The sequence below is a fragment of the Pseudomonas brassicacearum genome (assembly GCF_003732265.1).
GTDB lineage: Bacteria > Pseudomonadota > Gammaproteobacteria > Pseudomonadales > Pseudomonadaceae > Aquipseudomonas > Aquipseudomonas brassicacearum_D.
Map to the genome: position 1 here is coordinate 995,787 of NZ_MOBK01000006.1, position 25,973 is coordinate 1,021,759.

Genomic DNA, 25,973 nt, shown 5'->3' on the forward strand with positions numbered 1-25,973 from the left:
GTTGGAGGGTGTGCCGGGTGGATTGGCGTAGCATTGACGTTTAACGTCCTGCCGAGCCATTCGCCTGCGTCCGACGTGTACTGTTCAGCTTCCATATCGTGGAGATCAGTTGATGATTTACGAAGGTAAAGCCATCACGGTTAAGGCTCTTGAAAGTGGCATCGTCGAATTGAAATTCGACCTCAAGGGTGAGTCCGTCAACAAGTTCAACCGTCTAACCCTGAACGAACTGCGTCAGGCTGTGGACACCATCAAGGCAGATGCTTCGATCAAGGGCGTGATCGTCAGCAGTGGCAAGGACGTGTTCATCGTCGGCGCCGACATCACCGAATTTGTCGAAAACTTCAAGCTGCCTGATGCCGAGCTCGTTGCTGGCAATCTGGAAGCCAACAAGATTTTCAGCGATTTCGAAGACCTCAACGTCCCGACTGTCGCCGCGATCAACGGAATCGCCCTGGGTGGCGGTCTGGAGATGTGCCTGGCGGCGGACTACCGCGTCATGTCCACCAAGGCCAAGATCGGTCTGCCGGAAGTCAAACTGGGCATCTACCCGGGCTTCGGCGGTACCGTGCGTCTGCCGCGCCTGATCGGTGCCGACAACGCCATCGAGTGGATTGCCGCTGGTAAAGAAAACCGTCCTGAAGACGCGCTGAAAGTCGGCGCAGTGGACGCAGTGGTTGCGCCTGAGAAACTGCAGGAAGCGGCCTTGGAACTGATCAAACGCGCCATTTCCGGCGAGTTTGACTACAAGGCCAAGCGTCAACCGAAGCTGGAAAAGCTGAAGCTGAACGCAATCGAGCAAATGATGGCTTTCGAAACCGCCAAAGGTTTCGTGGCCGGTCAGGCTGGCCCGAACTACCCGGCGCCGGTTGAAGCGATCAAGACCATCCAGAAAGCCGCGAACTTCGGTCGCGACAAAGCGCTGGAAGTCGAAGCCGCCGGTTTCGTCAAACTGGCCAAGACCTCTGCCGCGCAGAGCTTGATCGGTCTGTTCCTGAACGATCAGGAACTGAAGAAAAAGGCCAAGGCCTACGACGAAATCGCCAAAGACGTGAAGCAGGCTGCCGTATTGGGCGCCGGCATCATGGGTGGCGGTATCGCTTATCAGTCGGCCTCCAAAGGTACGCCGATCCTGATGAAGGACATCAACGAGCACGGCATCGAGCAAGGCCTGGCTGAAGCCGCCAAGCTGCTGGTCGGCCGCGTTGATAAAGGTCGCATGACCGCGGCGAAGATGGCTGAAGTGCTCAACGGCATTCGTCCGACCCTGTCCTACGGTGATTTCGGTCACGTGGACCTGGTGGTTGAAGCGGTCGTCGAAAACCCTAAGGTCAAGCAAGCCGTACTGGCTGAAGTCGAAGACAAGGTCAAAGAGGACACCATCCTCGCGTCCAACACCTCGACCATTTCCATCACCTTGCTGGCCAAAGCCCTCAAGCGTCCGGAAAACTTCGTCGGCATGCACTTCTTCAACCCTGTGCACATGATGCCGCTGGTTGAAGTGATTCGTGGCGAGAAGTCCAGCGAGCTGGCTGTTGCCACCACCGTTGCCTACGCCAAGAAAATGGGCAAAAACCCGATCGTCGTCAACGACTGCCCGGGCTTCCTGGTCAACCGCGTACTGTTCCCGTACTTCGGCGGTTTCGCCAAACTGGTCAGCGCCGGTGTGGACTTCGTCCGTATCGACAAGGTCATGGAAAAATTCGGCTGGCCAATGGGCCCGGCGTACCTGATGGACGTGGTCGGCATCGACACCGGCCACCACGGTCGCGACGTAATGGCTGAAGGCTTCCCGGACCGCATGAAAGACGACCGCCGTACCGCGATCGACGTGCTTTACGAAGCCAAGCGCCTGGGCCAGAAGAATGGCAAGGGCTTCTACGCCTACGAGACCGACAAGCGCGGCAAGCAGAAGAAAGTAGCCGATCCTTCGGTGCTGGAAGTGCTCAAGCCGATCGTTTACGAACAGCGCGAAGTCACTGACGAAGACATCATCAACTGGATGATGATCCCGCTGTGCCTGGAAACCGTTCGTTGCCTGGAAGACGGCATCGTCGAAACCGCCGCCGAAGCCGACATGGGTCTGGTCTACGGTATTGGTTTCCCTCCATTCCGTGGCGGTGCGCTGCGCTACATCGATTCGATCGGTGTTGCCGAGTTCGTTGCCCTGGCTGACCAGTACGCTGATTTGGGCGCGCTGTACCACCCGACCGCAAAACTGCGTGAAATGGCCAAAACCGGCCAACGGTTCTTCGGTTAAGCGTCCCAACACTTGAGCGAGAGTGAAATTTTATGAGCTTGAATCCAAGAGACGTCGTGATTGTCGACTTCGGTCGTACTCCGATGGGCCGCTCCAAGGGCGGCATGCACCGCAACACCCGCGCTGAAGACATGTCGGCGCACCTGATCAGCAAATTGCTGGAACGCAACGTCAAGGTTGACCCGAACGAAGTCGAAGACGTGATCTGGGGCTGCGTAAACCAGACCCTGGAGCAGGGCTGGAACATCGCGCGCATGGCGTCCCTGATGACTCAGATCCCGCACACTGCTGCCGGTCAGACCGTCAGCCGTCTGTGTGGCTCGTCGATGAGCGCACTGCACACTGCCGCGCAAGCGATCATGACCGGCAACGGTGACGTGTTCGTCGTCGGCGGCGTCGAGCATATGGGCCACGTGAGCATGATGCACGGTGTCGATCCGAACCCGCACATGTCCCTGTACGCGGCGAAAGCCTCGGGCATGATGGGCCTGACCGCTGAAATGCTGGGCAAAATGCACGGCATCACTCGCGAACAACAGGACGCTTTCGGCGTGCGCTCCCACCAGCTCGCCCACAAGGCGACCCTGGAAGGCAAGTTCAAAGACGAAATCATCCCGATGCAGGGCTATGACGAGAACGGTTTCCTGAAACTGTTCGATTACGACGAAACCATTCGTCCGGAAACCACCCTGGAAAGCCTGGCGGCTCTGAAGCCAGCGTTTAACCCGAAGGGCGGCACCGTGACAGCCGGTACTTCGTCGCAAATCACCGACGGTGCTTCGTGCATGATCGTGATGTCGGCGCAGCGTGCTCAGGACCTGGGCATCCAGCCTATGGCCGTGATCCGTTCGATGGCAGTGGCAGGTGTGGACCCGGCAATCATGGGCTATGGTCCAGTACCGGCTACACAAAAAGCACTGAAGCGCGCGGGCCTTGGCATTAACGATATCGACTTCTTCGAGCTCAACGAAGCTTTCGCTGCACAGGCCCTGCCAGTGCTGAAAGATCTGAAAGTTCTCGACAAGATGAACGAGAAGGTTAACCTGCACGGCGGCGCAATCGCCCTGGGTCACCCGTTTGGTTGCTCCGGTGCACGTATCTCCGGCACGCTGTTGAACGTGATGAAGCAAAATGGCGGCACCTTCGGGGTGGCTACCATGTGCATTGGTCTCGGCCAAGGCATCTCCACCGTCTTCGAACGCGTTTAAGCGATCCGTTGACGGAAGCCGGGGCCAAGTGCCCCGGTTTTTGTTTTTCTGAATTTATTTTTGTTTTTATTTTGAAAAGATTTGAGTGAGGGCCAAACCATGCCGATACAACCTGGGCTCTACCAACATTACAAAGGTCCGCAGTACCGCGTATTCAGTGTTGCGCGGCATTCGGAAACCGAAGAAGAAGTGGTCTTCTACCAAGCCCTGTATGGCGATTACGGCTTTTGGGTACGTCCCTTGAGCATGTTCCTGGAGTCGGTCGAAGTTGACGGCGAACAGGTGCCACGCTTTGCTTTGGTGCATGCCGAACCGAGCCTTTTTTCGAAGCCATAAGCTGAGTGCGCGCAAAACCCTGCGCTTGACCTCACCTTGTAGCCACTATATATAGCGGTGCCGCGTCAGGCGCCAACCGCCTTTCACTTCTAGAATTCAGGAATTTTCTGATCCATGGGCAAATCGCTGGTCATTGTGGAATCCCCGGCTAAGGCCAAGACCATCAACAAGTATCTGGGTAACCAATACGTGGTGAAGTCGAGTATCGGCCATATCCGAGACCTGCCCACCAGCGGTTCGGCTAGCGCCAGCAAAGAGCCAGCCGCCAAGCGCGGCAAGGCTGCCGCGGGTGAAGGTCCGGTGCTCACGCCGAAAGAGAAAGCGCGCAAGCAGCTGGTCTCGCGCATGGGTGTCGATCCCGATCATGGCTGGAAAGCCAAGTACGAGATCCTCCCGGGCAAGGAAAAAGTCATCGAAGAGCTGCGTCGGCTCGCCAAAGATGCTGACACCATCTATCTCGCAACCGACTTGGACCGCGAGGGGGAAGCCATTGCCTGGCACCTGCGCGAAGCCATCGGTGGTGACGACAGCCGCTACAAGCGCGTGGTGTTCAACGAAATCACCAAGAAGGCGATTCAGGAAGCCTTCTCCAAGCCGGGCGAGCTCGACATCGACCGTGTAAACGCCCAGCAGGCGCGTCGTTTCCTCGACCGCGTAGTGGGTTACATGGTTTCGCCGCTGCTGTGGGCCAAGATCGCCCGTGGCCTGTCCGCCGGTCGCGTGCAGTCGGTTGCCGTAAAACTGGTGGTTGAGCGCGAACGCGAAATCCGTGCGTTCAACCCTGAGGAATACTGGGAAGTCCACGCTGACCTCGGTACCGCCAAGGGCGCAACTGTGCGCTTTGACGTGGCTCGCGAGAAAGGCGAAGCCTTCAAGCCGCTGAACGAAGCCCAGGCCATGGCCGCGCTGGAAAAGCTCAAGGCTTCCAGCTACAGCATCGCCAAGCGCGAAGACAAACCGACCAGCAGCAAGCCGTCGGCCCCGTTCATCACGTCCACCCTGCAACAGGCTGCGAGCAACCGCCTGGGCTTCGGCGTGAAGAAAACCATGATGATGGCCCAGCGTCTGTACGAAGCCGGCTACATCACTTACATGCGTACCGACTCCACCAACCTCTCGGCCGATGCCGTGACGATGGCGCGTACTTATATTGAAGGCGAGTTCGGCAAGAAGTACCTGCCGGAAACCCCGAACGTCTACAGCAGCAAGGAAGGCGCACAAGAGGCTCACGAAGCGATTCGTCCCTCCGACGCCAACACCGAGCCAAGCAAGCTGTCGGGCATGGAGCGTGATGCAGAGCGGCTCTACGAGCTGATCTGGCGCCAGTTCCTCGCCTGCCAGATGCTGCCGGCCCAATACCTGTCGACCACCGTCACCGTCGGTGCTGGTGACTTCGAGCTGCGTGCCAAGGGCCGCATCCTCAAGTTCGACGGTTACACCCGCGTCATGCCGCAAATTGCCAAGCCAGGCGATGACGATGTGCTGCCGGACATGGCCCAGGGCGACGCGATGAAGCTGATCAAGCTTGATCCGACCCAGCACTTCACCAAGCCGCCTGCGCGTTACTCGGAAGCGAGTCTGGTTAAAGAAATGGAAAAACGCGGCATTGGTCGTCCTTCGACCTACGCGGCGATCATTTCGACCATCCAGGACCGCGGCTACGTCGCGCTGCACAACCGTCGTTTCTATTCGGAAAAGATGGGTGACATCGTCACCGAGCGTCTGTCCGAGAGCTTCTCCAACCTCATGGACTACGGCTTCACCGCCGGCATGGAAGAGAATCTCGATGACGTTGCTCAAGGCGAACGCGACTGGAAAAACGTGCTGGACGAGTTCTACGGTGACTTCAAGAAGAAGCTCGAAGTAGCCGAAAGCGCCGAAAACGGCATGCGCGCCAACCAGCCGGTCATGACCGACATTCCGTGCCTGACCTGCGGCCGTCCAATGCAGATTCGTACGGCCTCGACCGGTGTGTTCCTCGGTTGCTCGGGCTACAGCCTGCCGCCGAAAGAGCGCTGCAAGGCCACCGTCAACCTGGTGCCGGGTGATGAAATCGCCGCAGACGACGAAGGTGAGTCGGAATCCCTGGTGCTGCGTGGCAAGCATCGCTGCCCGATCTGCAGTACGGCGATGGACGCTTACCTGCTCGATGAGAAGCGCAAGCTGCACATCTGCGGTAACAACCCGGATTGCTCGGGCTACGAAATCGAAGAGGGCACCTATCGCATCAAAGGCTATGAAGGTCCGAGCCTGGAATGCGACAAGTGCGGCAGCGAGATGCAGCTCAAGACTGGCCGTTTCGGCAAGTTTTTCGGTTGCACCAACCCGACGTGCAAGAACACTCGCAAACTGCTGAAGAGCGGTGACGCGGCGCCGCCGAAGATGGACCCGGTGAAGATGCCTGAGCTGAAATGCGAAAAGGTCAACGACACCTACATCCTGCGCGACGGTGCTTCCGGCCTGTTCCTGGCGGCCAGCCAATTCCCGAAAAACCGCGAGACTCGTGCTCCGCTGGTCATGGAAATTGTGCCGCACAAGGATGAGATCGATCCGAAGTACCACTTCCTCTGTGAAGCGCCGAAGAAAGATCCGGACGGTCTCCCTTCCGTGATCCGTTATAGCCGCAAGACCAAAGAGCAGTATGTGCAGACAGAAGTCGACGGTAAGCCGACTGGCTGGAAGGCTTACTACGACGGCGGCAAGTGGACGGTTGAAGACAAGCGTCCGGCAGCCAAGGCTTAAAAAAGCTGTACACAAAAGGCCGCATGACCACCCTCGGGTTTTCATGCGGCCTTTTTGTTTTGTGCTTGCGGTCGCCTCGGGTGATCCACGACACTGTCTGACCTGCGTGAAGCAATTATTTCGTTGTGGAGGCTGCCGTCATGGCCCACGAACTTTATACCCGTACCAATCAGAAGATTTATTTCGCCGGCCTGTCGCTGGAAGCGCTCGCCAAGGCCGAAGAGGGGCGGGCAATGAACTCGCTGGCGCTGATCCAGGCGGGGCGCGAATCGGCGTTGTTTCACCTGTACGGTGCCTTGCTGGGGCTGTGCCATGAAATCGCCGGGTTCTATCGCTTGCCTCAGGCCAATGCGCCTCGGGCTGAGTTGTTGCTGACCCGTGAAGTCCTCGAAGCCATCGCGATTCCAGAAATGGCGGAAATGGTCGAGCTCGCGCAAAACCCTGAAACCTGGTTGGCCAAGTTGCTGGCCGCCCATGCGGCGTTGTTTCAACCGCCCCGTGCGCCGCACAAGCCTAAAGGCGACGTGACTCAGCCGCTGATCCTGGCCGTTAACCTGGATGCAGAAGAGGCGCCTGAAGAGTTGAGCCGGGAAGAACTGGAAAGCTGGCGTCAGAATTTGAAAGGTCTGGCGATCCGGTTTCGCGAAGGCTTGAACGAGTGCTGAAGGACTAAGCGCAGAGACGGATGCCCCGACAGGGTGTCTGCTCAGGGATGAATGCAAAAAGACATTTCATTGCCATGACATCTGGTCAACTTGCTGAGCGAAGCATGGCCGATGCCTATATAATCCCCGCCTTTCGTGGAGAACAGACCTTTATGCCAACGTCCTTTCTAGAAATTGTCGAGTTACCAGACGGCCGTATCGAGCTGCGCAGGGCCGAGGACGAGGGTTCTCTGGTTACTTTGGATTTCTCCGAGGATGCCAAAGCGTTCCTGCAAGGCCAATACGTGGAAGTCGCCAAGGCGATGTTGAGCGTCGGCGTTCAGATGGCAGGGCGCCTGGTTGAAGGCGAATTTGAAAAGGATCAGGGGACTCGCGTCCTTCATTGATCCCGCCCGTCGGTTTTACGGGTAATGCTACAGGTCGGCTTCTCTATCCTTGGAGAAGCCTCGCGCAATTCTAAGCGCGCATTGTTTTTCAGTTAACCCAATCGAATATTCAAGCTCTGTGCGTCCCCGGTCCGGGCGGCGCTGATCAGCTGTTGCCGTGATGTTGTGTTCAATGGGTTGAGCCAGCTGACCACTGTGTGGCTGCGGCCCAGGCGCAAGGCTTCGCAGGTCAGCTGCTGGGCGCTCTGGGCACCGCGAGGTTGCAGCAGGAGGATGCGTTCGCGATTGAGGCCGGCGTCCCGCAGCCAGGCCTGGGTCAGGCTCGCTGGCGGGGCAATCAGTGTCAGCCAGCGTGCATCCTGGTCCTGGCTCAATTCCCTGAGAATCGGTGCCAGGAGGTTCAGGCAGTTCCCGGCAGCACCACGTAGCGATAGCTCACTGAAGACTTCGGGCTCGGCGCTCCAAGGCGACTCGACCACGTCTTTCAGGATCGGCGCCAGGGGTTGCGCCATGAATGCCTCGAACAGTGGCAGTTGGGCTTGCTGTGATGTGTGTGGGAACTGCATAAAGCCTCCTTTAGCGGCGAATCACGCCGACACTCAAGCCTTCAATCACCAGTTCCTGATCTTTCAGGTTCACTTCGATAGGGGCAAATTCAGGGTTTTCGGCAATCAGCCAGACCTTGCTGCCATCGCGCTTGAAGCGCTTGACCGTCACTTCATCGCCGATACGCGCGACCACGATCTGGCCGTTACGGGCTTCACGCGTGGTGTGTACGGCCAGCAGGTCGCCGTCGAAAATACCGACGTCCTTCATGCTCATGCCATGCACGCGCAGCAAGTAGTCGGCACGCGGATGGAAGAAAGCAGGGTTGATGTTGCAGGACTCTTCGATGTGCTGCTGGGCCAGAATGGGAGCACCGGCAGCCACTCGACCAATGATTGGCAGGGTGGACTCGTCTGTCTTGGCTTCGAAGCCTGGAATACGAATGCCGCGGGAAGCGCCCGGGGTCATCTCGATGGCACCTTTGCGGGCCAGCGCCTTAAGGTGTTCTTCCGCTGCGTTGGGTGACTTGAAACCCAGTTCCTGAGCGATCTCCGCGCGGGTCGGCGGGTAGCCGTTGTCTTCGAGGCAGCGTTTGATGAAGGCCAGAATCTCTGCTTGGCGTGGCGTCAGCTTTAGCATTTTGGTCGCTCTGTCTTTTTATACAGTGACTGGGATTATATACAGTGAAAGCGTCTTGGCAATGCCCCTTTTTTTATCGACCGCCGGACGGTCGATCGACCCACTGATTGAAGCTTCGCCGTTGTATGGTTAAATAGCTGACCGACCATTCCCAAAACGAACGGCCAAGCTTGACAATACACAGGCTGAAACGTATGTTTCAAACAAGTGTTTGTCAGGCGGAGTAGCCATGGCCCAGTCGGAAACCGTTGAACGCATTCTTGATGCTGCCGAGCAGTTGTTCGCGGAAAAAGGTTTCGCTGAAACCTCATTGCGTCTGATCACCAGCAAGGCCGGTGTCAATCTGGCAGCGGTGAACTATCACTTCGGCTCCAAGAAAGCGCTGATCCAGGCGGTCTTTTCGCGCTTCCTCGGGCCGTTCTGCCTGAGCCTTGATAAAGAGCTTGAGCGGCGTCAGGCCAAGCCTGAAAACAAGCCGACCCTCGAAGAACTGCTGGAAATCCTCGTCGAGCAAGCCCTTGTAGTGCAGCCACGCAGCGGCAATGATCTCTCTATCTTCATGCGTCTGTTGGGTCTGGCGTTCAGTCAGAGCCAAGGCCACTTGCGTCGTTACCTGGAAGACATGTACGGCAAAGTGTTCCGCCGTTACATGATGCTGGTCAACGAAGCCGCGCCGCGTATTCCACCGATCGAACTGTTCTGGCGCGTGCACTTCATGCTCGGCGCCGCGGCGTTCAGCATGTCGGGGATCAAGGCCCTGCGCGCGATTGCCGAGACCGATTTCGGCGTCAACACCTCCATTGAGCAAGTGATGCGCTTGATGGTGCCGTTCCTGGCCGCGGGCATGCGTGCGGAAACCGGCGTGACCGACACGGCGATGGCCACCGCACAGCTGCGTCCTCGCAGCAAGTCGGCCCCGGCTGCCGCCAAGGTTTAACCGCACACGGGTGGGCGCGGCAGCTGACATCCGCTAAGCTAGCCGCCCATGCCGACTCTCGTTCTGAACCCGTTCCCCATTTGTATCGCCGACCTGCCGGGCATCGCCCAAGGTGGCGAATGCGTGCGGGCCGGGTTTCTCGTTATCAAGGAATCTCTATGACTGCTGGCCTGCAAGGCTCGTTGATGGTGGACGTCGCCGGTACCTGGCTGACGGCTGAAGATCGCCAATTGTTGCGCCAGCCCGAAGTGGGCGGCCTGATCATTTTCGCTCGTAACATCGAAACTCCGCGCCAGGTGCGCGAGTTGAGTGCCTCGATTCGCGCCATTCGTCCCGACCTGCTGCTGGCGGTGGATCAAGAGGGCGGTCGCGTTCAGCGTTTGCGCCAAGGCTTCGTGCGACTGCCGGCGATGCGTGCCATCGCCGACAATCCGAACGCTGAATACCTGGCCGAGCAATGTGGCTGGATCATGGCCACCGAAGTGCTGGCCGTCGGTCTCGACCTGAGTTTCGCCCCGGTGCTGGACCTGGATTACCAGCGCAGCGCGGTCGTCGGCACCCGTTCGTTCGAAGGTGATCCCGAGCGCGCAGCACTGCTGGCCGGCGCATTCATCCGCGGCATGAACAGCGCCGGTATGGCCGCCACCGGCAAGCATTTTCCCGGTCATGGCTGGGCCGAGGCGGACTCCCACGTCGCCATCCCGAATGACGAGCGCAGCCTCGACGAGATCCGCGCCAACGACCTGGTGCCGTTCGCCAAACTGAGCAAGCAACTGGCCGCTGTCATGCCGGCCCACGTGATTTATCCACAAGTCGACTCCCAGCCTGCCGGCTTCTCCCGTCGCTGGTTGCAGGACATCCTGCGCGGCGAGTTGCAATTCGATGGCGTGATCTTCAGTGACGACTTGTCGATGGCAGGTGCTCATGTGGTGGGCGATGCCGCCAGCCGTATCGAAGCGGCACTGACCGCTGGCTGCGACATGGGCCTGGTGTGCAACGACCGCGCCGCTGCGGAATTGGCGCTGAGCGCTGCGCAGCGCCTGAGGGTCAAGCCGTCCGAGCGCATTGCGCGGATGCGCGGCCAGTCCTACGCCAATACCGAATACCGGCAGAACCCGCGCTGGCTGGCGGCTGTCGGTGCGCTCAAAGACGCTCAACTGATTGAATAAGGACTTTACGTTATGACGGTTTACGCGATTATCGGTGGCACCGGCCTGACTCAACTCGAAGGCCTGAGCATTCGTCAGTCACTGGCGGTGGACACGCCTTACGGTCCGCCTTCGGCCGAGATTCATATCGGCGAATACGCCGGCAAGGAAGTGTTGTTCCTCGCGCGTCATGGACATCCGCACCGTTTGCCACCGCATCAGGTGAACTACCGCGCTAACCTCTGGGCATTGAAGCAGGCGGGCGCCGAAGCGATCCTAGCGGTCAACGCCGTGGGCGGCATTCATGCGGCGATGGGCACCGGGCATTTTTGCGTGCCGCATCAGCTGATCGACTATACCAGTGGCCGTGAACACACCTATTTCGCCGATGACCTGGAACACGTCACCCACATCGACTTCAGCTATCCCTACAGCGAACCGTTGCGTCAGCAACTGATCGCGGCGCTGGCGGCTGAAGGTGTGGGTTACAGCAGTCATGGCGTGTATGCCTGCACACAGGGCCCGCGGCTGGAAACCGTTGCTGAAATCGCGCGACTTGAGCGTGATGGCTGCGACATCGTCGGCATGACCGGTATGCCGGAAGCGGCACTGGCGCGTGAGCTGGAACTGGATTACGCGTGCCTGGCGCTGGTGGTGAACCCGGCGGCGGGCAAGTCGACGGCGGTGATCACCATGGCCGAGATCGAGCAGGCGTTGCATGACGGGATGGGGAAGGTGAAGTCGACGTTGGCGCGGGTGTTGAAGGGGTAAGTCAGCCTTTACAACGAGTTGACTCAATCGCGGGCAAGCCACGCTCCCACAGGTTCAGTGATTTCCTGTGGGAGCGTGGCTTGCCCGCGATAGCAATCTGTCTGGTGCAATAGATCTCAGCGCTTTTCGAGCTTGTCCGGCAACGGCGCAAACAACGCTTCAATATCATCGCTCTGCAACTTCCAGTCTCCGGTCTTGCGTCCATCCAGTACGCCAGCCGCCAGGTCGGATTTTTCTTTCTGCAGATGCTGAATCTTCTCTTCCACCGTGCCTCGGGCAATCATCTTGTAGACGAATACCGGTTTCTCCTGGCCGATACGATACGCCCGGTCAGTCGCCTGATTCTCCGTCGCCGGGTTCCACCATGGATCGTAGTGAATCACCGTATCCGCTTCCGTCAGGTTCAAACCAACACCGCCGGCCTTCAGGCTGATCAGAAAAATCTGACGCTTGCCGCTCTGAAAGTCCTTCACCGGCGCACGCCGGTCGCGGGTCTGTCCGGTCAGCAGCGCGTACTCGACGCCACGCTTTTTCAGTTCGACCTCGATAAGCGCCAGCATTGACGTGAACTGCGAGAACAGCAGAATCCGTCGACCCTCTTCAAACAACTCCTCAAGCATTTCCATCAGGCTGTCGAGCTTGCCCGATGTGCTGCCACGCGTCGGCAGGACGGCATCGTTGACCAAGCGTAAATCACAGCACACCTGACGCAGCTTCAGCAGCGCTTCGAGAATGATGATCTGGCTGCGCGCCACGCCTTTGCGGGTGATCTCGTCGCGGACTTTCTTGTCCATCGCCAAGCGCATGGTTTCGTACACATCGCGCTGGGCTTCGTTGAGTTCGACCCAGTGAATGATTTCGGTCTTCGGCGGCAATTCCGTCGCGACCTGTTCCTTGGTCCTGCGCAACAGGAACGGTTTGATCCGGCCATTGAGGTGCTGGAGCCTGACTTCACTGGCACGCTTTTCAATCGGCACGCGGTAATCGCGGTTGAAGCTTTTCACGTCGCCCAGCCAGCCGGGCAGCAGAAAGTGGAACAGCGACCACAGCTCACCGAGGTGGTTTTCCAGCGGCGTACCGCTCAGGCACAAACGCTGGCGCGCGTTCAGCTCGCGGGCCGCCTGGGCCGCCTTGCTGTTGGGATTCTTGATGTACTGCGCTTCATCCAGCACCAGCACGTGCAATGGCTGCAAGGCCAGACGCTCGACGTCTTTGGGCAGCAGCGCATACGTGGTCAGGATCAGATCGTAGTCGGCCAAGTGGTCGAAGTGTTTTTTGCGACTGGCGCCGTACAGCGCCAGCACTTTGAGTCGCGGCGTGAAGTGCGCGGCTTCGTCGAGCCAGTTCGGGATCAGGCTGGTGGGCATCACCACCATGCAGGGCCGGTCGAGGCGCCCAGCCGCTTTTTCAGTGAGAACATGCGCCAGGGTTTGTAGGGTTTTGCCCAGGCCCATGTCGTCCGCGAGAATCCCGCCGACTTCCAGTTGCCGCAATGACTGCATCCAGCTCAGGCCTTCCAGCTGATAGGGGCGCAATGTCGCGTTCAGGCCTTCAGGTGCCGTCGCCGTGTAGTCCTTGATGTCGCGCAAACGCTGGGCAAAGGTGCGGATCTGTTCGCCGCCCTCCCAGAGCAGCGGCAAGTCTTCCAGCGGATTCAGGCGCGTGGCGTCCGCCTTGCTCAAACGCAGCGTAGTTTCGCCGGGCTCTTGCAGATAGAACTCGCCGAGCGTCGCCAGCACCGGCTTCAAGCGGCCGAAGGGCAGGGCGACTTGCAGCGGACCGTACTCGGAATTCGGCCGATTGGGAATGTTCACCAGAATCAGCTCGTCGTCGCGACGTCGGGCGAGGCGTTCCGGGTTGAGGATTTCAGTGTGCGAGCGCATCAGGTTCAACAGGATCGGCAGCAAACTCAGGCGCTCACCGTTGACGATGATCCCTAGCTCAAGATCAAACCAGTCGCGCTCCGGTGCTTGCTCGACGGTGGCGTACCAGTCGTCCACAGCGGTCAGATCGAAACCGAAATCTTCGTCGATCTGCAACTCCCAGCCTTGAGTGCGCAGCTTCGGCAATTCGTTGAGGGTGAACGTCAGCCAGGCGCTGTCGTTAACCATCTCGTAGAGCTCGCCGGCACTTTCCGGCAAGGCCTTGCTTTGCCGGGTGGCGATTTTGAAGCCGAGGATTCGCAGCTGCTCCCTGTAGGTTTGTTCCACATCCGGGTGGCGTTTTATCCGCAGCGTCTGGGTTTCCTGGCGGATCAGGATGTCGGTGTTCTTCTGCCCGGCAACGTATTCATCCAGATAGCTGAACGACAGTGCGGCGCGATGTTGAATGTAACGCTGCATTTTGCCGTTGCGTGGCTCGAAAGCACTGAACTCGACACTCGCCAGCCACAGGCGAGGCACCGGTTGCACGTTATCCACAAGCACTTGCGGAGGCGCTTTCGGCCCGCGGTTTTCCAGCACGGCCTGGAGTTTTTCCAGCAATTCGGCGTCTTGGGCTGCCGCCGGGTAGGCCAGTGTTTCCTGGACTTTGAGCAGCACCGCCGCGCAATGTTTGCAGTTACTGTGAACCGGGCAAGTACAGGTGGCATCGACCATCAGCAAGGTGGCTTTGGCTGACTCACGCAAGCGAATGGTCTGACGGTACACATTGCCGCCAGAGCCTTCGCACGCCGCGGTGATCGTGGCGTCACCGACCTCGACGATCCTGACACGATTCTCCAGCGCGTAGCGGCGGCCACGCTCCAGGCTTTGCTCTTTGAATCGGCTGACCCAGGAAGGTGCCAGGGGTTTGCTCAGGGTCGAGGGCATAGGGACTTCAATCAGTCCGGTATTTCATCGGGGACTGGCCGAGGCGCAGGGGCAGTGAGCGAGGTGATCTTGATCAACAGGCCGAGGTGACCGTTGTCGAGGAAGTTCAGCTGGCCGTTCTTGGTATGGCTTTCTTGCTTGAGGCGTTCGCTGGCGGTGACCATGCCATCGCCGTCGATCTGATTGACCCAGAAGTCGGCGTCGACGTCGGTGAAGCGTCCCAGTTTCAGGTTCAGCGTGCCCTCGATCGGGAACTGACCATATTGTTCCTTGCCATCGCTGATTGCCACTTTGCTGCCTTGTTCGCCGAGCGTTTGTTGCCAGGCTTTGTGCAGCAACACGGTGTAGTCCGCGCTGGCTGTGAGTTTTTCCACCTCGCCATTCAGGCTCGGCGTACGCAGGCTGTCCTTGCTGATGGGCTGCGCGCCGGCGGCCCAGTCTTCCGGTGCAGCACGGCTGACGATAGCGGGGACGGCGTTTTGCCGGACCAGAATCATTTCAATCTGATACAGATCATCGGCAAACGCCGTGGGTGCGACCAGCGTTAACAGCAGGGTCAGAGAGCGGAACAGGCGCATGCGGCGTCCTTCAAGCAGTTTTCGGGATAAGGAGCTCAAGCAGCGCCTCTACAGTATTAAAGCGTTCTTCCGCACGCTCCATAGGCACCATGAATTTAAACATCGTGGCCCCTTCGAATTTGTAGCGTTTGGGCTGGCCCTGAATCAGTTTGATCAGCGTCAGCGGGTCGACCGGTGTCTGTGCCGCGAACTCGATTCGGCCACCTTGCGGGCCGCCGTCGACTTTCTTGATGCCCAGCAATTCGGCCTGCAACTTCAACGCGGTGATGCGCATCAGGTTCTTGGTTGGCTCCGGCAACAGGCCGAATCGGTCGATCATCTCGACTTGCAGGTCCTTGAGGCCTTCTTCGTCGGTGGCCGACGCGATGCGTTTGTAGAGAATCAATCGGGCGTGAACGTCCGGCAGATAATCTTCGGGAATCAATGCCGGTACGCGCAGATTGACTTCCGGTCCACCGCCCAGCGGCTGATCGAGGTTCGGCTGCTCGCCCTTGCGGATCGACTTCACCGCGCGTTCGAGCATTTCCATGTACAGCGTAAAACCAACCGCCTGGATCTGCCCGCTCTGACCATCACCCAGCAGTTCGCCGGCGCCACGGATTTCCAGGTCGTTGGTCGCGAGCACGAAGCCTGCGCCGAGGTCCTGGGTGTTGGCGATCGCTTCCAGGCGCTTTTCCGCATCCGGGGTGATCTGCTGGCGCGGCGGCGTCAGCAAGTACGCGTAAGCCTGGTGGTGACTGCGCCCGACACGGCCGCGCAACTGGTGCAGCTGCGCCAGGCCGAATTTGTCGGCACGCTCGATGATGATGGTGTTGGCGCTCGGCACGTCGATGCCGGTCTCGATGATGGTCGAGGCGATCAGCACGTTGAAGCGCTTGTGGTAGAAGTCGCTCATCACCTGTTCGAGTTCGCGCTCGCGCATTTGCCCGTGGCCGATGCCGATGCGTGCTTCCGGCACCAGTTCGGCGAGGTCGGCGGCGCATTTCTCGATGGTCTTCACGTCGTTGTGCAGGTAGTAAACCTGGCCGCCACGCAGCAATTCACGGAGCAGGGCCTCTTTGACCGTGCTCTTGTTCTGCTCCATGACGAAGGTCCGCACCGACAGGCGACGCGCGGGCGGGGTGGCGATGATCGACAGGTCGCGCATGCCCGACACGGCCATGTTCAGCGTGCGCGGAATCGGCGTGGCGGTCAGGGTCAGGATGTCGACTTCACTGCGCAGGGCCTTGAGCTGTTCCTTCTGACGCACACCAAAACGGTGTTCTTCGTCGATGATGACCAGCCCGAGGTTCTTGATCTTCACGTCATCTTGCAGCAGCTTGTGCGTGCCGATCACGATGTCGATCTTGCCTTCGGCGAGGTCCGCGACCGCGGCGTTCACTTCCTTGGTCGACTTGAAGCGGCTCATCACTTCCACGGTCACTGGCCAATCGGCGAAGCGATCGCGGAAGCTGTTGTAGTGCTGTTGGGCGAGCAGGGTGGTCGGCACCAGGATCGCCACCTGACGACCGCCGTGCACCGCAATGAAGGCAGCGCGCATGGCCACTTCGGTCTTGCCGAAACCCACGTCGCCGCAGACCAGGCGGTCCATCGGCTTCGGCGCGAGCATGTCGGCACGCACCGCTTCGATGGTGGTTTGCTGGTCGGGCGTTTCTTCGAACGGGAAACCAGCGCTGAAGGTTGCGTAGTCGGCTTTCGGATCTTCGAACGCATAACCTTCACGGGCGGCGCGACGGGCATAAATGTCGAGCAACTCGGCGGCGACATCGCGCACCTGTTCGGCGGCTTTACGCTTGGCTTTTTGCCAGGTTTCGGAGCCGAGACGGTGCAGCGGGGCCAAGGCATCATCGCTGCCGGTGTAGCGAGCGATCAGGTGCAGGTTGGCCACCGGCACGTACAATTTGGCGCCTTCGGCGTATTGCAGCGTGAGGAATTCGGCGGCCTGATCGTCGATTTCGAGCGTGGCCAGCCCGAGGTAGCGACCGACGCCGTGATCGATGTGCACCACTGGCGCGCCTTCGCGCAGCTCAGTGAGGTTCTTGATGACCGCATCGTTGTTGGCGTCGGCGCGTTTTTCACGGCGACGGCGCTGCATGACGCGCTGACCGAACAACGGGCTTTCGGCCACCAGCGCCAAGGCCGGATTGTCGAGCACCAGGCCTTCGTCGAGCGGGGCGATGGTGATTGCCAAGCGCTCTTTGCTCGCGACGAAGTCGGGCCAGCTGTCGACGGTTTTCGGTCGCAGTTTCAGGCGTTCGAGCAACTCCAGCAGCACTTCACGACGGCCCGCCGATTCGGCGGTAAACAGTACGCGTCCAGGGAATTCGTCGAGGAAACCCGCCAGTGCCGCCAATGGCTGAGTGGCCTTGGCTTCGATGGCCAGGTTCGGCAGTTCCCGCGCCGGGAAGCGCTCGCGGCCGACGCCGGTTTCCACGTCCTGTTGACTGGCCACCACACGCGGCCAGTTTTTCAGGCGGGCAAAGCAATCTTCCACCGGCAGGAACAGCTCGGCCGGCGGTAATAAAGGACGGGACGGATCGACGCGGCGCTCTTCATAACGATTGCGCACGTCGTTCCAGAAATTCTCCGCCGCTTGCTCGATGCCGGGCAGGGAAAACACTTGCGTGTCCTGCGGCAGGTAATCGAACAGCGTCGAGGTTTCGTCGAAGAACAGCGGCAGGTAGTACTCGATACCGGCCGGCGTAATCCCGCTGCTCAGGTCCTGAAAGATCGGGCAGCGGCGGAAGTCGACGTCGAAGCGTTCACGGAAGCGTGCCTTGAAGCGAGTGACCGCATCTTTTTGCAGCGGAAATTCACGTGCAGGCAGCAGGCGTACGGTGTCGACCTTGTCGATGGAACGCTGGTTTTCCGGATCGAACGTGCGCAGCGTTTCGATTTCGTCGTCGAACAGGTCGATGCGGAACGGCAGTTTGCTGCCCATCGGAAACAGGTCGATCAGCGAGCCGCGCACCGTGAACTCGCCATGCTCGTACACCGTGTCGACGTAGCGGTAGCCGCTGGCTTCAAGCCGCGTACGCATTTGTTCGACGTCGAGCTTCTGGCCAACGTCCAGCACCAGGCTGCTACCGAGCAGGAACTTGGTCGGCGCCAGGCGATGCAGAGCGGTGGTGATCGGCACCACCAGCACGCCATGGCTCAGCTCCGGCAACCGGTAAAGGGCGGAGATGCGCTGGGAAATAATGTCCTGGTGCGGCGAAAACAGATCGTAGGGCAGGGTTTCCCAGTCCGGGAAATGCAATACGGGCAAATCCGGGGCGAAGAAACTCAGCTCCTGCTCCAGCCGTTCGGCACTTTGGCTGTCGGCGGTCAGCAGCAGGGTAAAGCGCTTGGCAGCGCTGGCAGCCTCGGCGATGGCCAGGCTGAGGGCGGCACCGGGCAGGTTGCCCCAGTGCTGTTTACCTGCCGCGGCAGGGAGAAGCGGTAGACGCAGAACGGGCACGGAAGGTTGAGCTCCAAGCGTTGCGACAAAGTCGGTAATTGTAGCGGCCTCGGGTGCCGCCTGTCAGTTGCAGACTGTGTCTATTACGCAGGTTTGGCGAAATGTAGTGGTAAAGACAAAATCCGCCGCTTTTTTACTGATATTTGCTGATTATGTAGTGGCAAAACCAACCAGTGTTACGGAGGGTTACGGATAAGGTAGCGTTGTCTCCAAAAAATTGACTGCGCTGGAAGCCCCGGTTTTATTGGGCTTCGGCGCGGCGTGATTTTTTTGAACCGGAAAATGTTACGGATCGCACGACAAGCGCGCATTGCTACGGGAGGGAGTCGGCGGCATAATGTAGCCCCTTTTTTCTGCCCCTACATGTGGAAGGTTCCCGTGACTCAGAAGCCCGACCAGTGTCTTGGTGAATGGATCGACCGTGAAGCACTCGCAGAAGCGATGATTCCGCTTATCGGTCAGCTCTACCGCAATAACAACGTGGTGAGCTCGATCTATGGCCGCAGCCTGATCAACCGTTCAGTCATTGCGATTCTCAAAGCTCACCGCTTTGCCCGTCATCGTCAGTCCGATGACAGCGAATTGTCCGTCCACGAAACATTCCCGCTGCTCAAGGCGATGAGCGAGCTCAAGCTCGGCGCCGCTTCGGTAGACCTGGGCAAGCTTGCGGTCAAATTCAAGGCCGAAGGCAAAGGTCGCACTGCCGAGCAGTTCGTCCGTGAAGAACTGGCTGACGTCGTTGGTCAGCAGAACGCTTCCGCCCGCAAAGGCACCGACGTTGTCCTGTACGGCTTCGGTCGTATCGGTCGTCTGCTGGCGCGTATCCTTATCGAGAAAACCGGTGGTGGCGACGGCCTGCGTCTGCGCGCCATCGTTGTCCGCAAGGGCGCCGAGAACGATCTGGTCAAGCGTGCAAGCCTGCTGCGTCGTGACTCGGTTCATGGTCCGTTCGATGGCACCATCACCATTGATGAAGCCAACAACACCATCACCGCCAACGGCAACCTGATCCAGGTTATCTACGCGAAGAACCCGACTGAAGTGGATTACACCCAGTACGGCATCAAAGACGCGCTGCTGGTGGACAACACCGGTGTATGGCGTGACGCCGAGGGTCTGGGTCAACACCTGGCTTGCCCGGGTATCGACCGCGTTGTTCTGACCGCGCCTGGCAAAGGCAAGCTGAAGAACATCGTTCACGGCATCAACCACGGTGATATCACCGCTGACGACAAGATCGTTTCCGCCGCTTCCTGCACCACCAACGCCATCGTGCCGGTGCTCAAAGCGGTGAACGACAAGTTCGGCATCGTAAATGGTCACGTTGAAACCGTTCACTCGTACACCAACGACCAGAACCTGATCGACAACTTCCACAAAGGCGATCGCCGTGGCCGTAGTGCCGCGCTGAACATGGTAATCACCGAGACCGGTGCAGCCACCGCTGCTGCCAAGGCACTGCCTGAGCTGGCCGGCAAGCTGACCGGTAACGCGATCCGCGTTCCGACGCCAAACGTGTCGATGGCCATTCTCAACCTGAACCTTGAGAAAGCCACCACTCGCGAAGAGATCAACGAGTACCTGCGCCAGATGGCCATGCACTCCGATCTGCATAAGCAAATCGACTACGTCAACTCGCAGGAAGTGGTTTCCACCGACTTCGTTGGCTCGCGCCACGCAGGCGTTGTGGACGCTGAAGCAACCATCACCCAAGACAACCGCGTTGTTCTGTACGTTTGGTACGACAACGAATTCGGTTACAGCTGCCAGGTGGTACGCGTGATGGAAGACATGGCCGGTGTAAACCCGCCAGCGTTCCCGCGCTAAGCGTTAGCTGCATATGAAAACGCCCCGACCCAGGTCGGGGCGTTTTTGTTTGTGTAGTTTGGTCCGTTGGGTGTGTTGTCGGTGCCGGCCTCTTCGCGAGCAAGCCCGCTCCCACATATGACCGTGTCCGCCTGGACAACTCGGTCAAATGTGGGAGCGGGCTTGCTCGCGAAGGCGATGGATCAGGCGCCGCCGACTACTGCCGCTTTCGCCGTCCGCAGCTCATGTTTGTTACCTCGGAACAACACCAGCGTCGCGATCAACCCCAGCACCGCCGCACCGCTGAGCCAGATCCCCGGCGCAGCCTTGTTGTCCAGCACATGAATCAGATACGTACACGCCGCCGGGGTAAACCCGCCAAACGTTGCCGTCGCCAAACTGTAAGCCAACGAGAAACCAGTCGTACGAACCTCAACCGGCATGATCTCGGTCAGCGCCACCACCATGGCGCCGTTGTACGAGCCATACAGGAACGACAGCCACAACTCGACAATCAGCAAATGGCTGAAGCTCGGGTTCGCCACCAGCCACGACAGGGCCGGATAAGCGGTGAGGATTGCCAGAATCGTCGCCGCCAACAGTAGGGGTTTACGTCCGATCTTGTCAGATACGGTGCCCATCACCGGCAGCCAGAAGAAGTTCGACAGGCCGATGCACACCGTCACCAGCAGCGCATCCAGGTCCGACAGATGCAGTTCGGCTTTACCGAAAGTCGGGGTGTAAGCGGTGATCAGGTAGAACGACACGGTGGTCATTACCACCAACGCCATGCCGGCGATAACAATGCCGAAGTTCTGACTGATCGAACGGATGATGTCCCGCAGGGACGGGCGGTGTTTACGCGCCTGGAACTCCGGCGTTTCTTCCAGCGAACGGCGAATCACGAAGATCACCGGCACGATCATGCAGCCGATCAGGAACGGCACGCGCCAGCCCCAGTCACCCATTTGTTCCGGGCTGAGCCAGTGGTTCAAACCGACGCCGAGCAGGCCGGCGAACACCACAGCGGCTTGTTGGCTGGCGGACTGCCAACTGACAAAAAAGCCCTTGCGACCCGGCGTCGAAATCTCGGCGAGATACACCGATACGCCGCCCAATTCCACGCCGGCCGAGAAGCCTTGCAGCAGTCGACCGAACAACACGATCAGCGGCGCCGCGACGCCCAGCGTGGCGTAACCCGGCACGCAGGCAATCAGCACCGTGCCGGCGGCCATCATGGCCAGGGTGATGATCAAGCCTTTGCGACGACCATGTCGGTCGATGTAGGCGCCGAGGAAAATCGCGCCCAGCGGGCGCATCAGGAAGCCGGCACCGAAAGTGGCCAGTGACAACATCAGGGAAGCGAAAGCGCTGTCGGTAGGGAAGAAGGTTTTGGCGATGGCCGTAGCGTAAAAGCCGTAGACCATAAAGTCGAACATCTCCAGGAAGTTTCCGCTGACGACGCGAAAAATTGCTTTGCCGTTGCTCGTATTGGAGGACATTTTTAGGCACTCACGCTGGATCTTGTTTGAAAACGCTGCACCTGTGTGTGGCGGTCGTAAGTCCTGTCACCGCTATCGTGTGCAGGCTCGCTCCCACAGGTTTTACGTTTGATTGGCGGGCGCTGGCAGACCTCGCTCTCCTGCGCTCTGAGGCCCATAATGGCGGGCGCGGTTTTGAGGGGAGATGAAGATTTGTTAACTGGACGATGGGGCGCACTTGTGGTTCTGGCCGGCGTTTTGTGCGGTTGTGGCAACGGCGACAGCCTGGAAACCTTCGGCGGCCCGACCATGGGCAGCACGTATTCGATCAAGTACCTGCGCCATCCCGGGCTTCCCGCCCCGTCAGAGGTTCGTGTTCAGGTCGAAAAGATCCTCGCTGAAGTCGATCAACAAATGTCCACCTACCGCAGCGACTCCGACATCGAACGCTTCAACGATCTCCCGCCCAATCGCTGTCAGAAAATGCCGGCGTCGATCCTCAAATTGATTCGCGTCGGTGAACAACTGTCAGAGCAAAGCGAAGGCTCCTACGACCTTACCGTAGAGCCGCTGCTGAACCTGTGGGGATTTGGCCCGCAGGCCCGCGAGGAAAAAGTCCCCAGCGCTCAGGCGCTGGCCGAAGTACGGCAGCGCGTCGGCTATCAGCATCTGCGCATCGACCGCGATCAGTTGTGCAAGGACGCCGCTGTCGAAGTCGACTTCAACAGCATCGCCGCCGGTTATGCCGTCGACACCATTGCTGCAAGGCTCGAATCCTTGGGTATTCACGATTACCTCGCCGAAGCCACGGGCGAGCTCAAGGCTGCCGGCAAGAAACTCGACGGTTCACCCTGGCGAATAGCCCTGGAAGAACCCCGCGATGACCAGCAAGTGGCTGAGCGCATTATTGCCGTCGACGGTTATGGCGTTTCCACATCGGGTGACTACCGAAATTATTTCGTGCAGGACGGAAGGCGTTATTCCCACACCTTCGATGCGCGCACCGGTGCACCGATCCTGCACACCCTGGCGTCAGTCACGGTGATTCATCCTTCAGCGTTGATGGCCGATGGACTATCGACGTTGTTGCTGATTCTCGGGCCTGAACGGGGTTGGGACTATGCCCAGGCACATGACATTGGTGCATTCTTTGTGATTCGTGCCGATACAGGATTCGTCACACGCACCAATCAGGCTTTTGAACGCCTCAGTGGCGGCAAAACCGAGTGATGGCAATGATTCAAGCAGTGAAGACTGGCGTTGTAGTGCAGGCAAAACTAGCCTACGACGCGACCAAGGGTTAATGTGCGCGGCGTTGACGCTTCTATAGACTGTGTCCGGGTTCTGCACTGGCCCCAAATTGTTCCTTCACGCCGCAGATCGGCGTGATTTAGCCGCAGGGTGCCGATGGCGCCGCGGCCTGTTCTGAGGAGTACGCATGGCTGTCTACAACTACGACGTGGTGGTGCTGGGTTCCGGCCCGGCGGGAGAAGGCGCGGCAATGAACGCCGCCAAGGCAGGGCGCAAGGTGGCGATGGTCGATAGCCGTCGCCAGGTCGGCGGCAACTGCACCCACCTGGGTACCATCCCGTCCAAGGCACTGCGTCACTCGGTCCGGCAGATCATGCAGTTCAACACCAACCCGATGTTCCGGGCCATTGGTGAGCCGCGCTGGTTCTCGTTTCCGGACGTGCTGAAAAGCGCCGAGAAAGTCATTTCCAAACAAGTCGCTTCACGCACTGGCTACTACGCCCGTAACCGCGTCGACGTGTTCTTCGGCACCGGCAGCTTCGCCGACGAGCAAACCATCGAAGTGGTCTGCGCCAACGGTGTAGTCGAAAAACTGGTGGCCAAGCACATCATCATCGCCACCGGCTCGCGTCCTTATCGCCCGGCGGACATCGATTTCCACCACCCGCGTATCTACGATAGCGACACCATCCTCAGCCTCGGCCACACCCCGCGCAAACTCATCGTTTACGGCGCTGGCGTAATCGGTTGCGAATACGCGTCGATCTTCAGCGGCCTGGGTGTGCTGGTTGAGCTGGTGGACAACCGCGGTCAGTTGCTGAGCTTCCTCGACTCGGAAATTTCCCAGGCGTTGAGCTACCACTTCAGCAACAACAACATCACGGTTCGCCACAACGAAGACTACGACCGCGTCGAAGGCGTGGACAACGGTGTGATCCTGCACCTCAAGTCCGGCAAGAAGATCAAGGCCGATGCCTTGCTCTGGTGCAACGGCCGTACCGGCAACACCGATCAGTTGGGTCTGGAAAACATCGGCGTGAAGGTCAACAGCCGTGGTCAGATCGAAGTCGACGAAGCCTACCGCACCTGCGTACCGAACATTTACGGTGCCGGTGACGTGATTGGCTGGCCGAGCCTGGCGAGTGCCGCCCACGACCAGGGCCGTTCGGCCGCTGGCAGCATCGTCGATAACAACAGCTGGCGCTTCGTGAATGACGTGCCGACCGGCATCTACACCATTCCGGAGATCAGCTCGATCGGCAAGAACGAGCAGGAGCTGACCCAGGCCAAGGTGCCGTACGAAGTGGGCAAGGCGTTCTTCAAGAGCATGGCGCGTGCACAGATCGCGGGCGAGCCTCAGGGCATGCTGAAGATCCTGTTCCACCGCGAAACCCTGGAAGTGCTGGGCGTTCACTGTTTCGGTTATCAGGCGTCGGAGATCGTGCACATCGGTCAGGCGATCATGAGCCAGCCGGGCGAACTGAACACCCTGAAGTATTTCGTCAACACGACGTTCAACTACCCGACCATGGCTGAAGCCTATCGGGTAGCGGCGTACGATGGCCTCAACCGGCTTTTTTGAGCGGCTCCGGCCGGTGGCCTGAGCCGGCCGGGGAGACCGATTTCAGCAATTCTCGAGCGTGGCGCTGGCCAAACCGGGAAAGTCTGTAATCAGGCTGTCAACGCCGAAGTCGGCGAGTCTGCGCATCAGCGCGGGCTCGTTGACTGTCCACACCGACACATGCAGACCTTGACGCTGCGCCTTCTGCAGGCGTTCCGGCGTACACAGGGTCCAGTTCAACGCCAGAATTTCACAGCCATAGCTTTGCGCAACCTTCAATGGGTCGAGCCAGGCGTATTCGGCGACTAACCCGCGAGACACATCCGGCACCAGGTCCAGCGCAGCTTTCAACACTTCGCGTGAACTCGAGGTGATCGTGACCTTGTCGAGCAGGCCGAAACGCTGAGCCATTTCACGAATCGCCAACACCGTTGTCGCGGCGCGGGTACGTGAGGCGCTTTTGACTTCCAGCTGCCAGTGATCGAAGTCGCACTTCTCGAACAACTCTTCCAGCGTCGGAATCGGGCACGGCTTGATCCAGCCCGGGCCACCTTTGCGTGCGTCGTAAGTCACCAACTCGGCCGCCGTGTGTTCGACGACTTTGCCGCGACGGTCAGTGGTGCGCTTGAGTGTCGGGTCGTGGATGACCATCAACTCGTTGTCCATGGACAGGTGCAGGTCCAGTTCGCAACGGCGCACGCCGTGTTTGAGGCATTCCTGAAAGCTGGTCAGGGTGTTTTCCGGTGCTTCGCCCTTGGCGCCGCGATGGCCGTAGATGAGGGTCACGGTTCTTCCTTAAATTAAATGCCTGATTCGTTTTCGCGGGCCAGTCGTCGTTCCTGGGCCTGCTTCTGCAAAATGTAGCGGGCCAGCAACTGCCGTTGGGCATCGGTCGGGCGCTCGAACTCGGTGCCGACGTCAAAGGCACCCGCCTTGCGGTCGCAATGGGTGACGCGGGCTCGCAGCAACAGGCCGAGGGCTTGCGGCATCAACACCAGTTTGACCGACAGGTGCGCACCCACGGCGATAGGCGTCGGGTACTGAAAGTCGATGCCGCCTTCGGAAATAATCACCGGCTGCGGCTCGCCGATCTGCCCGAGCACCGTGATTGCGATCACCTGGCTGAGTAAATCGATGCGTTTGTTCTGGGATTTCAGGAACGCCGCGAGGTTGCGGTCACGCTCACTGATCTGGCGTAGCAGGTGTTGCGACTCGAATTCGCTCAGGTGCAATTCGCTGAGCAAGTTGAACAGTGGAGAAGCATCCTGCAACACTTCCAGGCCTGCGGCCTCGGGAGCGGACAGGGTCCGAATTTCCAGTGCGATCGTGTCCTCGATACGGTAGTATTCGCGGCGATCTTCTTCATCTAATGTCGACATGGCGAACCC

General features: G+C 59.2%; 20 protein-coding genes. 12 read left to right on the top strand and 8 right to left on the bottom strand.

The genetic code is table 11. The annotated features are described in order from the left end of the window. Positions 1–112: 112 nt before the first annotated feature. The 6 genes from fadB to BK660_RS17565 all read left to right on the top strand — a co-directional run bounded on the left by fadB (position 113) and on the right by BK660_RS17565 (position 7,597). The gene (gene fadB / locus BK660_RS17540) at positions 113–2,260 is read left to right on the top strand and encodes a fatty acid oxidation complex subunit alpha FadB (RefSeq protein WP_027921690.1); all 2,148 of its coding nucleotides are present in this window, start codon (positions 113–115) and stop codon (positions 2,258–2,260) included. A 32-nt stretch (positions 2,261–2,292) separates the two neighbouring features. Further along, a complete protein-coding gene (gene fadA, locus BK660_RS17545; RefSeq protein ID WP_007944141.1) occupies positions 2,293–3,468 on the top strand; it encodes an acetyl-CoA C-acyltransferase FadA in 1,176 nt (391 codons plus the stop codon). Positions 3,469–3,567: 99 nt separating this feature from the next. Next, entirely contained in the window at positions 3,568–3,804 is a 237-nt protein-coding gene (locus BK660_RS17550; protein WP_123434309.1) for a DUF1653 domain-containing protein, read from the top strand. Between the two features lie 114 nt (positions 3,805–3,918). Continuing rightward, positions 3,919–6,546 carry a type I DNA topoisomerase gene (gene topA, locus BK660_RS17555; RefSeq protein WP_027921688.1) on the top strand — a complete coding sequence of 876 codons (2,628 nt, stop codon included), beginning with the start codon at positions 3,919–3,921 and terminating at the stop codon, positions 6,544–6,546. 140 nt (positions 6,547–6,686) lie between these two features. Next, complete coding sequence (locus BK660_RS17560) at positions 6,687–7,211, top strand: DUF6586 family protein (RefSeq protein WP_027921687.1); 525 nt, start codon at positions 6,687–6,689, stop codon at positions 7,209–7,211. 152 nt (positions 7,212–7,363) lie between these two features. Beyond that, the gene (locus BK660_RS17565; RefSeq protein ID WP_027921686.1) at positions 7,364–7,597 is read left to right on the top strand and encodes a hypothetical protein; all 234 of its coding nucleotides are present in this window, start codon (positions 7,364–7,366) and stop codon (positions 7,595–7,597) included. Between the two features lie 92 nt (positions 7,598–7,689). Here the strand turns inward: BK660_RS17565 and sulA are convergent, their stop codons facing one another. Together sulA and lexA are read right to left on the bottom strand one after the other, a co-directional pair. Next, on the bottom strand, positions 7,690–8,163 hold the full coding sequence (gene sulA / locus BK660_RS17570; protein ID WP_123434310.1) for an SOS-induced cell division inhibitor SulA: 474 nt from the start codon (positions 8,161–8,163) through the stop codon (positions 7,690–7,692). Positions 8,164–8,173: 10 nt separating this feature from the next. Beyond that, complete coding sequence (gene lexA, locus BK660_RS17575; protein WP_123434311.1) at positions 8,174–8,782, bottom strand: transcriptional repressor LexA; 609 nt, start codon at positions 8,780–8,782, stop codon at positions 8,174–8,176. A 229-nt stretch (positions 8,783–9,011) separates the two neighbouring features. Here lexA and BK660_RS17580 point away from each other — a divergent pair, with 229 nt between their 5' ends. From BK660_RS17580 to BK660_RS17590, 3 genes are all read left to right on the top strand, one after another. After that, a complete protein-coding gene (locus BK660_RS17580) occupies positions 9,012–9,719 on the top strand; it encodes a TetR/AcrR family transcriptional regulator (protein WP_123434312.1) in 708 nt (235 codons plus the stop codon). A 158-nt stretch (positions 9,720–9,877) separates the two neighbouring features. After that, positions 9,878–10,888, top strand: a complete 1,011-nt coding sequence (gene nagZ / locus BK660_RS17585; RefSeq protein WP_123434313.1) for a beta-N-acetylhexosaminidase — start codon at positions 9,878–9,880, stop codon at positions 10,886–10,888. A 12-nt stretch (positions 10,889–10,900) separates the two neighbouring features. After that, positions 10,901–11,638, top strand: a complete 738-nt coding sequence (locus BK660_RS17590; protein WP_123434314.1) for an S-methyl-5'-thioinosine phosphorylase — start codon at positions 10,901–10,903, stop codon at positions 11,636–11,638. 116 nt (positions 11,639–11,754) lie between these two features. On the opposite strand, the gene BK660_RS17595 is transcribed toward BK660_RS17590, so the two are convergent. Genes BK660_RS17595 through mfd form a run of 3 tightly spaced genes read right to left on the bottom strand, consistent with a single transcriptional unit; the run spans position 11,755 to position 18,486 of the window. Then, positions 11,755–14,448, bottom strand: coding sequence for a DEAD/DEAH box helicase (locus BK660_RS17595; RefSeq protein ID WP_123434315.1), 2,694 nt, complete (start codon positions 14,446–14,448; stop codon positions 11,755–11,757). An 11-nt stretch (positions 14,449–14,459) separates the two neighbouring features. Further along, the gene (locus BK660_RS17600; RefSeq protein WP_123434316.1) at positions 14,460–15,026 is read right to left on the bottom strand and encodes a CsiV family protein; all 567 of its coding nucleotides are present in this window, start codon (positions 15,024–15,026) and stop codon (positions 14,460–14,462) included. Positions 15,027–15,036: 10 nt separating this feature from the next. Continuing rightward, on the bottom strand, positions 15,037–18,486 hold the full coding sequence (gene mfd, locus BK660_RS17605) for a transcription-repair coupling factor (protein ID WP_123434317.1): 3,450 nt from the start codon (positions 18,484–18,486) through the stop codon (positions 15,037–15,039). A 363-nt stretch (positions 18,487–18,849) separates the two neighbouring features. On the opposite strand from mfd, the gene BK660_RS17610 reads away from it, so the two are divergent. Then, the gene (locus BK660_RS17610; protein ID WP_123434318.1) at positions 18,850–20,313 is read left to right on the top strand and encodes a glyceraldehyde-3-phosphate dehydrogenase; all 1,464 of its coding nucleotides are present in this window, start codon (positions 18,850–18,852) and stop codon (positions 20,311–20,313) included. Between the two features lie 182 nt (positions 20,314–20,495). On the opposite strand, the gene tcuC is transcribed toward BK660_RS17610, so the two are convergent. Further along, the gene (gene tcuC / locus BK660_RS17615) at positions 20,496–21,794 is read right to left on the bottom strand and encodes an MFS transporter (RefSeq protein ID WP_123434319.1); all 1,299 of its coding nucleotides are present in this window, start codon (positions 21,792–21,794) and stop codon (positions 20,496–20,498) included. 159 nt (positions 21,795–21,953) lie between these two features. Here tcuC and BK660_RS17620 point away from each other — a divergent pair, with 159 nt between their 5' ends. Beyond that, positions 21,954–23,003: an FAD:protein FMN transferase gene (locus BK660_RS17620; protein WP_123434320.1), complete on the top strand. Its 1,050-nt coding sequence runs from the start codon at positions 21,954–21,956 to the stop codon at positions 23,001–23,003. A gap of 208 nt (positions 23,004–23,211) precedes the next feature. Beyond that, entirely contained in the window at positions 23,212–24,606 is a 1,395-nt protein-coding gene (gene sthA / locus BK660_RS17625; RefSeq protein ID WP_007907752.1) for a Si-specific NAD(P)(+) transhydrogenase, read from the top strand. A gap of 42 nt (positions 24,607–24,648) precedes the next feature. Here the strand turns inward: sthA and BK660_RS17630 are convergent, their stop codons facing one another. Together BK660_RS17630 and BK660_RS17635 are read right to left on the bottom strand one after the other, a co-directional pair. Beyond that, complete coding sequence (locus tag BK660_RS17630) at positions 24,649–25,371, bottom strand: glycerophosphodiester phosphodiesterase (protein WP_123434321.1); 723 nt, start codon at positions 25,369–25,371, stop codon at positions 24,649–24,651. Positions 25,372–25,385: 14 nt separating this feature from the next. After that, positions 25,386–25,964 carry a PilZ domain-containing protein gene (locus BK660_RS17635; RefSeq protein WP_027921674.1) on the bottom strand — a complete coding sequence of 193 codons (579 nt, stop codon included), beginning with the start codon at positions 25,962–25,964 and terminating at the stop codon, positions 25,386–25,388. Positions 25,965–25,973 lie beyond the last annotated feature (9 nt).